8 protein-coding genes are annotated in these 12,413 nt (G+C 56.0%); 4 read left to right on the plus strand and 4 right to left on the minus strand.

Features of this window, described 5'->3' with window-relative positions; all coding sequences use genetic code 11:
* Positions 1-52: 52 nt before the first annotated feature.
* From HMPREF9697_RS10715 to HMPREF9697_RS10725, 3 genes are read right to left on the minus strand one after another with little or no spacing between them, the layout of a single operon-like run.
* Positions 53-1,654, minus strand: coding sequence for an efflux transporter outer membrane subunit (locus HMPREF9697_RS10715; protein WP_002717230.1), 1,602 nt, complete (start codon positions 1,652-1,654; stop codon positions 53-55).
* Positions 1,651-4,905: an efflux RND transporter permease subunit gene (locus HMPREF9697_RS10720; protein ID WP_430642239.1), complete on the minus strand. Its 3,255-nt coding sequence runs from the start codon at positions 4,903-4,905 to the stop codon at positions 1,651-1,653. The genes HMPREF9697_RS10715 and HMPREF9697_RS10720 overlap by 4 nt, the downstream gene beginning before the upstream one ends.
* A 44-nt stretch (positions 4,906-4,949) precedes the next feature.
* On the minus strand, positions 4,950-6,128 hold the full coding sequence (locus HMPREF9697_RS10725; protein WP_040307904.1) for an efflux RND transporter periplasmic adaptor subunit: 1,179 nt from the start codon (positions 6,126-6,128) through the stop codon (positions 4,950-4,952).
* 354 nt (positions 6,129-6,482) lie between these two features.
* On the opposite strand from HMPREF9697_RS10725, the gene HMPREF9697_RS10730 reads away from it, so the two are divergent.
* Both HMPREF9697_RS10730 and HMPREF9697_RS10735 read left to right on the plus strand, forming a co-directional pair.
* Positions 6,483-7,157: a response regulator transcription factor gene (locus HMPREF9697_RS10730; protein WP_002717233.1), complete on the plus strand. Its 675-nt coding sequence runs from the start codon at positions 6,483-6,485 to the stop codon at positions 7,155-7,157.
* 5 nt (positions 7,158-7,162) lie between these two features.
* A complete protein-coding gene (locus tag HMPREF9697_RS10735; protein ID WP_002717234.1) occupies positions 7,163-8,521 on the plus strand; it encodes a sensor histidine kinase in 1,359 nt (452 codons plus the stop codon).
* A 652-nt stretch (positions 8,522-9,173) separates the two neighbouring features.
* Here HMPREF9697_RS10735 and HMPREF9697_RS10740 read toward each other — a convergent pair.
* Entirely contained in the window at positions 9,174-10,175 is a 1,002-nt protein-coding gene (locus HMPREF9697_RS10740; protein ID WP_040307905.1) for an NAD-dependent epimerase/dehydratase family protein, read from the minus strand.
* 147 nt (positions 10,176-10,322) lie between these two features.
* Here HMPREF9697_RS10740 and HMPREF9697_RS10745 point away from each other — a divergent pair, with 147 nt between their 5' ends.
* Positions 10,323-10,988 (plus strand): response regulator, encoded by a 666-nt coding sequence (locus tag HMPREF9697_RS10745; protein ID WP_040307906.1) that lies wholly within the window; start codon positions 10,323-10,325, stop codon positions 10,986-10,988.
* Positions 10,985-12,286: an ATP-binding protein gene (locus HMPREF9697_RS10750; RefSeq protein ID WP_002717238.1), complete on the plus strand. Its 1,302-nt coding sequence runs from the start codon at positions 10,985-10,987 to the stop codon at positions 12,284-12,286. Before HMPREF9697_RS10745 ends, HMPREF9697_RS10750 begins: the two co-directional genes overlap by 4 nt.
* Positions 12,287-12,413 lie beyond the last annotated feature (127 nt).

Consider the following 12,413-nt stretch of genomic DNA (forward strand, 5'->3'; position numbering starts at 1 on the left):
CTGAAGCTTTCGGCAGTTTCGATCCGCCGGAATGATAATGTCGGCTGCTCTTTCACTGCACCTGGACAGTCTGGCTCGATGAAGCAGCCACCACCTCCTCCATCGCGCATTGCCTCCAATCCGGCCCTTTGCAATCGGCTGGCCAGCCGCCGCCGAGAGCCATGAACAATGCTGCCGTATCGGATAGCCGGTCGGCTTCAGCCTGCACACGTGTCACAGCCGCCACGAGATAGGTTTGCTGGGCATTGAGCACGGCAAGTTGGTTCACCTGGCCCGCATTCAGTTGCTTCTCTACGATGTCGAGACTGGCTTTCGCGGTGCGTTCGGCCAAGACGGCAGCTTTGACGGCCTTCGCATCGAGTTGCAGCGATCGCAGCGCATCGGCCACGTTCTGGAAGGCCGTAAGGACGGCAGCGCGATACTGAGCCTCCGCCACTTCGAGTCCCGCTTCGGCTGCCTTCTGCTTGTGATAAAGGGTAAAGCCATCGAAGATCGGCTGGGCGACGCTCGCTGCGAGCGTATAGTAGCCGGTGCCGGGCGTGAAACTCTGCGCAAAGCTATAGGCGCTCGAGCCGCCATTCGCCGACAGCGTAACATTCGGCAGCCGTGCAGCGATCGCCATGCCGACCTGCGCACTCGCGGAATGCATGGCCGCCTCTGCCGCTCGCACATCGGGACGTTGCGCCACGAGCTTGCCCGGAAGGATGACCGGTAAGTTTGCCGGAAGTTTCAAATGGGTGAGATCGAATTTTTGAGCAATCTCGTCCGCCGCATATCGGCCGGCAAGAGCCGTCAGAAGGTTGCGTTGCTGGGCAAGCTGCTTTTCGAGCGGCGGAAGCAATTGCTCAGCCTGAGCAAGAGCGGCCTCCTGAGCAAGCACGTCGGCCTCCGCTGCCTGCCCGAAGTTGAACTGTCGCTTGAGGATGTCGAGAAGATTGCGCTCGATCTTGATGATGCGTTGAGTTGCAACGATCTGACCGCGCAAGGAGGCTTCCTGAATGGCGGCGGCAACGACATTGCTCGTCAGCGTGAGATATGCTGCTTCGAGCTGGAATTGCTGCTGTTCGGTAACAGCGTCGAGATTTTCGACGGCCCGGAAGTTCGCACCCCAAATATCGGGCGTGAAGCTCACCGTCAGCTGATTTGTGACCAGCGAATATTTGGTCTGTGGCGATGACAGCGGCTCGCCCGGCGGAATGTTGCCGGCATTTGACAACAACTGACGCGAGGTCGCGGAATCGCCGGTCAATTGGGGAAAGTACAATCCGCGCTGGGCCAGTGCATTGTGCTGGGCAACCTTGATCGCAGCTTCAGCCGCCTGCAGCGTGGGATTGCTTTCGACCGATTGCTTGATCAGATCGTTGAGAGGGGGAGACTGGAAGGCCGTCCACCATCGCGCTGAGACGTCCGCACCATTGACGAAATGCTGACGGGGAACGCGGGGCGTCGGAGCACCAGGATCTGGCGACGCCAACTTGCCGGGAAGAAATCCTTGGACTTCCGGTGCCGGCGGCCGGGTAAAATTCGGCCCGACGGCACAGCCCGAAGCTGATGCCGCAAACAGGCTGGCGAGAAGTGTCCAGGCTAGAGAACGCCTGATATGCAGCAGATTGCTGTGCGGCATGCCAATATTTTTCAAACGGATGTAGTTCATGGTTTGCCCGCAGCCTGTTCGAGCAAGTCGTCATCTTCTGCCTCGGTAGGCGTCGGCTGCTCTTTACTGAGAAAGATTTGCCTGAGAGCCGGAGCAACGACGAGCAAAAGGACGGGACCAATGAACATGCCGCCGACGACGACGGTCGCTAACGGACGCTGCACTTGGCTTCCGATGCCGTGAGAAATCGCGGCCGGAAACAGTCCAACGCCAGCGGACAGAGCCGTCATCAGCATTGGGCGCATGCGTTGCTCAGCACCGTGATACACCGCTTCCGCAACGCTCATGCCTGCGGCGCGAAGCTCGCGATAGTAGGTAATATTGAGGATGCCATCCATAACGGCGACGCCGAATAGCGAGATGAACCCGATCGCTGCGGATATACTGAAATCGAGACCCGCAAGATGGAGCGCGATAAGACCTCCTCCAATCGCAAACGGAATTCCGGTCAGGGCCAGGAGGCTGTCGCGTAGCGAGTTGAACAGACCGTACAGCAGTACGAAAATCAGCAGCAAAGTGATCGGGATCACAACAAAAAGACGCTCCTTCGCCTTCTGCAGACTGTCGAATTCTCCCGCCCAGATAATCCGATACCCGTTGGGCAGCTTGATCGCTTTCGCAACCCGCTCCTGCGCCTCGGCAACGGTGCTGCCGAGATCGCGCCCGCGAACACTAAATTTGACCGGAACGTAGCGCTGGCTTCGTTCGCGGTAGATGAAGGATGCTCCGGTATCCAGGCTAATATCAGCAAGCTCGCTCAGCGGAACATAGGCGTTGGCACCGGATGGGGTTTGATAGGCTACCTGCACCGTGCGCACCGCGTCGATGCTGTCCCGGAATTTAGGGTCGAGCCGCACGGCAAGGCTGAACTGCCGGTCACCCTCCAGAACTGTCGTAGCGGTCGTACCGCCGAGAGCAGCCTGCACCACTGTATTGACGTCGCCGGTGTTGAGCCCGTAACGCGCCGTCTTCTCGCGATCGATCTTTATATTGAGATTCGGCTGACCGAGCGTTCTGAAGATGCCGAGATCCGTTACACCCTTCACCTTGGCCATCTCGGCCATGATCTGCGTCGCGAGTGATTCCAGCACCTGAAGATTGGGGCCTACGACCTTGACCGAGTTGGCTCCTTTGACGCCGGAAAGCGCTTCTTCGACATTGTCCTGGATATACTGGGAGAAGTTAAACCCGATACCCGGCAATTCTTCGCTGAACTCCTTCTGGAGTTGTTCCGTCAATTTTTCCTTGGTCAGACCAGACGGCCATTGATCGAACGGTTTCAGCGGCGCGAACAGTTCAACATTCGAAAACGGCGATGCATCGCTTCCGTTATCGGGGCGGCCATGCTGCGACACCACCGTGACGACCTCCGGGTGCTTCAGCAAAATTTGCCGCATCTTGGCGGTCGCCTTGGTTCCGGCTTCGAGCGAGATGGTTGGAGGCATTGATGCCCGAATCCAGAAATTGCCTTCCTCCAGCGCCGGAAGAAATTCGCTGCCGAGCCGAGAGGCCGCGACAGCGCTCAACGCAAGGAAAGCGCACCCGACAAGAACTGCCATTTTCACGCGCGAAAGCGCCCAGCGCAGCACCGGCGAATACGCCGCACGCAAGGCGCGCACGATCACCGTTTCGGTTTCGCTGACATGTTTCGGCAGCAGCAGGGCGGCCAGCACCGGAGTGACGGTGAAGGTCGCGATCAGCGCACCGGCCAGCGCATAGCCGTATGTCCGCGCCATTGGTCCGAAAATCTGGCCTTCGACACCCTGCATCGTGAACAACGGGACAAATGCAACCACGGTGATCGCCGCGGTAAAGAACACCGCCTTGTTCACCTGCAGCGCACTTACGAAGATCAGACGCAGCCGCTGGGTCCAGTGCGGGCTTTCAGCATCATGGCGCGGACCCGAGGTCGGATCGGAGCCCCAATAGCCCTCCGATAACCGGCTAAGAAGTGATCGTCGCTGCTCGGGCGTCGATTGGCAGTTCCGGAAGATGTTCTCCATCATGATCACAGCGGAATCGACGATGATGCCGAAGTCGACCGCGCCCAACGAAAGAAGATTGGCGTCTTCGCCGCGAATAACGAGAATGATGATCGCGAAAAACAGCGCAAACGGAATATTGGCGCCCACGATAAGGGCGCTCCGCAAGTCTCCCAAAAATATCCACTGGATCAGAAAAACCAGCAGACAACCGACGATGAGATTGTGCAGAACAGTATGGGTCGTCACGTTCACGAGCGAACTGCGATCGTAATATGGAACGATCTTGACGCCGGGAGGTAGACTCCCGTCGGCATTCATTTTCGCCACTTCGGCTTCGACGAGCGGAATGATGTCATTGGTGTGTTGCGTCCGCCCCATCACCACGATTGCCGTCGCCACATCATCTTGAGCATCACGCCCGGCGATTCCCAACCTCGGAACGTATCCGACCGTCACCTTGGCAACGTTCTTCACCTGAATCGGAAGACCGCCGGACTGGGTGAGAACCACGTTCTCGATGTCCGAGACCTTGTAGCCCTTGGTCACGTCCTCATCGCCACCACTATCGATCAATCCGATGCCACGAATATTCACCGATTGCTGGCCGATCGCGATTTCACGGCCGCCGACATTGATATTCGCGTTGGCTAGCGCGCTGAGGAGTTGCGGGACCGTAATGTTGTAGGCTTCAAGTTTTTGGGTGTCGGCCTCGACATTGAACTGCTTGGTCGTGCCGCCCCAGCTATTGATCTGCACAACACCCGGAATCGTCAGAAGGCGGCGCTCCACCACATAATCCTGCAACGTGCGGAGATTGGTGAGACCGAAGTGAGGGGGACCAACGAGCTGGTAGCGGAAAATTTCACCGACCAGACTCGACTGCTGGATGGTCGGCACCAGATTGTTCGGCAGGCTGACGTTCTGCTGGAGACTGATGGCAGCTTGGGTCAGCGCGAAATAAAAGTCCGTCCCATACTTGAACGTGACGCGAACGAAGGACAGGCCATAAAATGAAGTGGAACGGATGTTGACGACACCCGGCGTCGGATACAGCCCGACCTCCATCGGGATGGTATAGTATTTTTCCATCTCTTCGGCCGAAAGGCCGGGCGCCTGCGCGGTAATCTCGAGGATGACGGGCGCCGGATTCGGATAGGCTTCAACATTCAAGCGACTAAAGGCGACCAACCCTGCGGCGCAGAACACCACAAGGCCCAGAACGATAATCGCGCTTCGGGTCAGACCGAACTCAAGTACAGACTTTATCAAAGAATCCCCCAACCACCTGTCAGAGAATGGCGTTGCGGGGGTTAGCCATTGGCACCAAGCAAAAGTTTATTGCTGAGAAAAACCGCGCCCTCGACGACTACCAATTCACCCTGCGCCACCCCCTCAAGAATCTGGCTTTGTCCATTTTGTTGCTGCAGGCCGACCTTGACGATTCGTTTCGTGAAATGCCGGCGATCCGAAGTGACCCATACCGTCATGGTGCCATCGCCTTCCCGCACCACCGCGTCGGCCGGCACCGCCACGGAGCGGACCGGGGTGCCCGTCTGAATCACAAAGCTCGCGAACATCCCTGGTCTCAGCAGGTGCTCTGGATCGGCGATTTCAGAGCGCACGAGCTGGCGATGCGTGGTCGGGTCAATCATCGAGCCGACCACGGTCACGTGCCCCTTGAATACGGCGTCCGGATAAGCCGGCACCCGCACTTCCACCTCCTGGCCGACCTTATAAGCGGGAGCATCGGTTTCGATGACATTCGCGACCATCCACATGGTGGAGATATCCGCGACCGAGAACGGCGCAGGCGCGTTGCCGGGTTGCGTCAGAAGGCCAGGCGCAGCATTGCGGGTGATGATCCGGCCAGTAATCGGGCTCGGGACCAGCAACGTGGAATCGACATGCCGATCCTCGAGAATCTGCTCGATCTCAGCATCGGTCTTGCCGAAAATGCGTACGGCATTCTTGGCAGCCTTGAAGTTCGCTTCCGCGGTCTGCTTGTCTGAAGTAGCTTGATCGATATCTTTCTGGGCGCTGCCTCCTGCTTTCAGGAGCTGCGTGACACGTGAGAGCGTCCGCGTCTGAAGTTCGAGAACTCCGGCGCTCGCCAGCAATGCAGATTCCGCCTGCAGCAGATCGGGACTGTCGATCGTGAAAAGAAGATCGCCTTGTTTAACGTCATCGCCGATGTTGTAGAGCGCCTTGATGATCTTCCCCGGATACTGGGAGAATACCTGAATCAGCAGATTCTGATTGAAGTCGATGGTCCCGACAGCCGTCCGGCGCATCGCAAATTCCTGAACGGGAGCCGGAGCAATCGTCAGTGTTGATGCCTGCTTTTCGGTCAAATCGACAGATGATCGTGCGTCGGCGCGGCCGGATGCCGGCCGGCTCTCCGACACCTGAGGATCGGTCGCCGCTTGGACATCTGTCGATCCTAACAGGTATCTTCCGCCCAGCACTACGACCGCGCTCAAGGCAACCATCGCGGCAAGAGCGTGCCATGGTCGAATTTTTCCGGAAAGGCGACCGAGATTTTGCACGTTGAGATTCCGGTATTGTGGCGAAAACCAATGATGGACAGGACGCGTCTGCCGCTGCGCGACGGAGGCATCCCAAGTCGATCTAGACCACCATGCTTACATCAACCTTACATCGAGCGTTTCGCGGGATGCCGGGACTGCAGGCGATACAATACGCCTTGACCGGAGCCGTCAGGCTCGGAAGATTCCCTTACACCAAGCTTACAACAGGCCCTGCGACTGTTTCGTTCGGGCTTGTCCAGCGCCCGGATTCATCCCATTGGTAGGCTCTTGCTTGCCTCACCCTACAGGCCGTCGATGCGTTTGCTGATCGTGGAAGACAACGTCGAACTCGCTGGCCTCCTGGCGAAGGGGCTGCGAGCTGTCGGGTATGAGACCGATGTTCTCTCGACCATCGACGATGCCAGTACCGCTCTCCGTACCACGTTCTACGCCGCACTCATTCTCGATCTGGGCCTTCCAGACGGCGACGGTCTGACGCTTCTGCGCGAGATCAGACACCGCAATATCCCCATCCCCGTGCTAGTTCTCACGGCTCGGGGCGGACTTCAGGACCGCGTGCATGGTTTGCGCAGCGGTGCGGACGACTATCTTGTGAAACCATTCGCGCTGGAGGAGTTAGTTGCGCGTCTCGAAGCGCAGTTGCGAAGGCCTGGGCATCTACTGGGAGGAGTGCTGCGCATCGCCAATCTGGAATTCGATACCGGAAACAGGCAAGCTTCGATCAACGGTCAGCCGCAACTTCTCTCGTCGCGGGAAACCGCAGTCCTGGAGCTTCTGATGCGCAGCAAGGGACGGGTCGTATCGAAGAAGCAGGTCGAGGACCATATTTTCGGACACTCCAACGAGATCGCGTCGAATGCGGTCGAGGTTTACGTTCATCGGCTGCGCAAGCAACTTGCCGACAAGGGCGCCAAAATTCAGGTTCATACAATCCGAGGCGTCGGATACCTCCTCGCGGAGGACAAGTAACCGACGTGCCCCAATTCAAATCGATCATTTCGCGAATCGTTATTCTGCATGTCGCGGCGGTTGCCGTAACATCTGTCCTTATATCGTTGGCATTGTCATGGCTGCTCAATTACGCGACCGACAGCATTCATAACCAGGCTATGAAGAAGCAGGCCGCGGCGCTGGCCGAACACCTCAAAGTATTGCCGAATGGCAAACTTACCCTGAGCCTCACACCCGATCTTCAGGGCCTCTATTCGCAGCCCTACGGGCGCTATTCCTATGCGGTGGTCGACTCCGAGAACCGTGTGCTATTTTCTTCGCTCAATGAGCACATGGCGCTGTTCCCCACGAACACGACATCAAGACATGTCGAATTCTTTCAGCGCAACCGCCGCGGCGCCACTGTTTCAGGCGTCAGCGTCAAAAGAACTGTAGGCGGACAAACCGTCTGGATTCAGGCTGGTGAGGACCTCGACAACCGAGATGTGCTGACCGACGATATCGTCGCTGAATTCTTCCGGAAAGTCGGTTGGATCGTCCTGCCCATCCTTCTCGTCCTGTTAATCACCGACATTGCAATTTTCAGACGTGCCCTGAAACCGTTGCGGCAGGCATCGGAGATCACGAAAAAAATCGGACCGCTGCGCACGGATCTTCGCTTGCCGACCACAGAGATTCCGCGCGAGGTCAAACCACTCGTGCTCGCCGTCAATCAGGCCCTCGATCGTCTTGAAGAAGGGTTTCGCGTCCAACGCGATTTCACCGCAGATGCGGCGCACGAACTTCGTACACCGTTGAGCATCCTACGAACCCGCATTGAGACTCTTGAGGATCAGCAGGCCAGCAAAACGCTCCTCAATGACATTGACAGCATGGCGCGCATCATCAGCCAATTGCTCGACGTCGCCGAGCTGGATTCGTTCGCGGTCGAACCGCACGAAGAAGCTGACCTGCGAATGGTCTGCACAGAGGTGATCGAATTCCTCGCACCTCTGGCCTTGGCGCAAGGGAAGGAAGTTGCGTTAACAGGGACATCGAATTCAGTCCTCGTTCGCGGCAATGCCGAAATGCTCAATCGCGCCATCCGGAATCTGGCGGAGAACGCGATCAGACACACGCCCCCGGGATCGGCAGTGGAGTTCATCGTCGAGGAAAATGGGACGGTCAGCGTTCTGGACGAAGGACCGGGTATATCGGATGAGGAGCGCGACTTCATCTTCCAGCGCTTTTGGCGGCGAGATCGCAACATGCCGGGAAGCACAGGTTTGGGGCTCCCGATCGTCCAGCGCATCGTTGAATTGCACGCCGCAACTCTTACTCTCAGCAATCGCAAGCCCACCGGCGCATGCTTCTCGATAAAATTTGCACCGCTCGCGGTATGAAGGATTCGCTGTGACCCTTGCTAGGTCAACGATCAGCGCTTGGCTGGTTAGGGCAGTGCTTGTGAGATCGCAGCAATGCTCCCCAGCGCCAACTCGACCGCAGTATTCAGAAAGCTCGAAGCCTCATCTGTCAGTCAACTTTCCGGCCTCCTCTCGAGACACTTCTGCTGGTGATACACAAGAGGCTTTTCGCCTTGTTCGGCAAGGCCTTTTGCCGCGTACTTTTGTGGTCAATATTTGAAGTTGCTTATCAAGCTCCGATATTTGACGAAGTAAGCCCACTTTAATGAGGGCGTTCGCCCGCTCTGGGCCGGCGGGAAGAGCGCGCGCTGCTGCAAGCGCGTCGTCAGCCTGCTTGGACCAGCAACTGACGGGATCGTGAGAGCGTAGTTTTGCCATGAGCACCACTTGAGCTTGATAAGCCCGGTACACAGATGGTCACGAAATCCGGCATACGCGTTGCCTAGAGTATCGTGTGAGCGATTCATCATCTCAAAGCAGGGTGTCGGAATAAAATTAGCGCAGCATTAGCAGTGCAAAAGATACATGGTGGAGATTCTAAATGTATCGCATCATCGGCATGCACCCATACCCGCAGATCAGCACGAAGCTGCCGCCACTAGCGAACAACCGGCTGTCGACCAGCATTCAGCTAAGAATGAATCTCGTAATATGCCCTATACCAATCTACGAAAGCCTGAATGCCCTCGGCAAATGGCGTAAAGTGCAGTTCGCCTACAACTGCCGTCAGTTCCCCAAGATCCGCACGGCTCGACAGCACCTCGCCAGGCTGCATCGGCAAAAGAATTTTTTCCACGGACCGATCGAAAGTGCTTTCTAACGCAGCAACAAGTGTCTTGATATCTAGGGATTCGCCTGATCCGATATTCAGAATGCGCCAAGGCATTTTGGTCGAGCCAAGTTCCGCGTTAGGCGTTCCTGGAATGTTATCAACAAGTCTAGCGATTATATCGGCGGCGTCTTCTGCATAAATGAAGTCACGCTGCATGCGACCATAATTGAAAAGATTTATCGGCCTTCCCGCCATAAGCGCTCTCGCAAAAAGCGATATCGCCATATCCGGCCTCACCCAAGGGCCATACACGGTGAAAAGCCTGACTCCCGTCGTGGGCAGTCCAAAAACATGACTATACGAATGCGCTATCAGTTCGTTTGCTCTTTTGCTTGCCGCATACAAGCTGATTGGCCGCTCAGCGCTATCGTAGGTTGACCGACTAAACTCAAGAGGGCCATCTCCGTAAACGGCGGAAGACGATGCATACAGAAAATGCTTGCATTCGTGCCGTCTGCATTCGTTCAAAACATTAACAAAACCAACGACATTGGCATCGATGTGTCGGTTGGCATTTGCGAAAGAATTGCGAACATCCGGATCCGCAGCCAGGTGAATGACGCCTTCGCAACTATTCGTACCAAACAGGAATTCTGTTGCCCGCCGATCAGTGAGATCAATCTCGCTGAACCGAAAGTTTGGATTGTTCTGAAGTGCGGACAGACGCGCACGCTTTAGGTCTGGATCATAGGAATCGTTGAGCGAATCAACGCCGACAATCTTTTTCCCGGAACTCAGCAGTTTTCGTACGGTGTGATATCCGACAAATCCGGCAGCGCCAGTGACGATTATGTCTCGCATTTTCCGCTTATTTGACCGCATGCCTGTGAAATTATGGAACCCTTGGAGGATACGGCTCTAAAATTAGCTAAAAATGAGCTTTGCAGACTGGCCTTAGAATGCACTAATCGGGTGGCGATACTTCCTCAGCCAAGCCTCCGTACTTCAATGCGAGTTTTACTTATCGAAGACGATCCTATGATCGGCCAGGGTCTTCAGCGTGGGCTGGACGATCAAGGCATAAGCGTGGACTGGGTAAAAACCGGACGTGACGGCAGAACAGCCTTAAAGCAGGGCGACCATTCACTCGTTCTGCTGGACCTTGGAATTCCCGAGGTATCCGGCTTTGAGTTGATACGGGAGACCCGATCCGCTCTCCAGTCAGTCCCGATCCTCATAATTACAGCTCGAGACGATATCGACGATCGCATCAAGGGGCTCGACCTTGGAGCGGATGACTACCTCATCAAGCCTTTTGAGCTTAGAGAATTACTGGCTCGCATGAGGGCGATCGAACGGAGACAGCATGGCCAAACAAGATCGCTCCTCATAAGTGGCGACATTACGCTGGATCTTGCAACACTGGAACTAGAGTACAAGAACATCAGACGGCTTTTGTCTTCCCGGGAGTTTGCGCTCATGCGCGTTCTTATGCAGAGACCCGGGAGGATCTTTTCACGCTCCCAGATCGAGCAACAGATCTACGGCTGGGGCGAAGAAGTAGAAAGTAACGCCGTCGACGTACTCATACATTCCATTCGAAAGCGGTTCGACAAGGAAATCATACGCAATATACGTGGCGCAGGCTGGATGGTCCTTAAAGACACCCGATGATTTCGCTCAGAAATATCGCGATGCTATGGGTGACGTTGCTTCTAATCGCAATTTCCGTCGCCGCTGTTCTGGCATCGCGCGCGCTGGCCGTGATCGAGATCAATAAGTTACTCGATAACGAATTACAGCAAATCGCTTTAAACGCGGGAAGCGGACTCTATACCGGAATACATCAGCTCATATCCCATATGGAGGACGAAAATCGCATCTCGGTACAGGTGTGGGACGACAATGGCGCCTTAATCCACGAAAATCCCATGGCAATGCGTTTGCCGCAACAGCCGGCTTCTGGATTTCACGATTTGACATTCAAGGGAAAATCGTGGCGCGTTTATACGGCTAATGATGGTAAGCATACGACTCAAGCCGCGCAGAGGTGGAGCGCTCGGACGGAGATCGCGAACCATACCGCGCTCGCTGCAGCTGTTCCAATTCTCGCAGCGCTGCCGATTGCGTGGATTGCGATCATCCTGGGAGTCAACGCGCTTCTCGCTCGCTTCTCCCGATTCGCAAATGAGCTCGCCGAGCGCGGATTGGAGGCCAAAGAGCCGGTTCTTGCCAGCGGGATGCCGCATGAAATAACGCCTCTCATCAGCGCAATGAATGAGCTCATCGCGAGACACAAAGCAGCCGCGGAGCAACAAAAGCAATTTCTTTCAGACGCCGCTCACGAACTCAGGACCCCCCTTGCAGCTCTGCAGATTCAGATCGACAATTTCCACAATCAGCCGTCCGCCGACGCCAAGGATGCGGCGCTCGGTGAGTTAAAGGCTGGCATTCAACGAGCCACCGCGATGATTCGGCAACTGATGCGCATGGCCCGTTTGGATGATGGAGCGCCTGGGTCACAAACGATAGACTTAAGAGAAACCCTGATAACGGTCGTGTCCGATTTTGTCCGCATGGCTTCGGCGCGGAATATAGATCTTGAAATGGAAATCGACGAGTCGGCGTCAACAGAAATAGCAGATACAGAAATCCGCTTTCTGTTTACAAACCTGATTGACAATGCGGTTCGATATTCCGTTGCTGGCGGCCGAGTGATCGTGATCCTCCGCAGGAACGGGCCCGATATTCTTGTAGAAGTCAGAGATTACGGGATTGGTATCCCCGTTACCGCGCTTCCGCGGTTATATGATCGGTTTTATAGAGCTGCTCCCGCTGATATCGAAGGGACTGGCCTAGGCTTGGCCATAGCCCGTAAAATTGCCGACCGTAACGGCTTCGGCCTCGAGATATCGAATAACATCGGTGGTCCGGGCGCGTCCGCTACTGTCTTCATTCCGCAGTCAACTTGATTTCAGATTGGGTAATTTGTGGCCTCGCAGAGACCCGAAATCCAGCTGGCAGCTGCCGACTTTTCCACGACACGTAAGTGTGGCGATTGCGCTGCTTGCTGCGAGGGGTGGCTCAAGATCGAAATTC

Source organism: Afipia felis ATCC 53690, assembly GCF_000314735.2.
GTDB classification, from domain to species: domain Bacteria; phylum Pseudomonadota; class Alphaproteobacteria; order Rhizobiales; family Xanthobacteraceae; genus Afipia; species Afipia felis.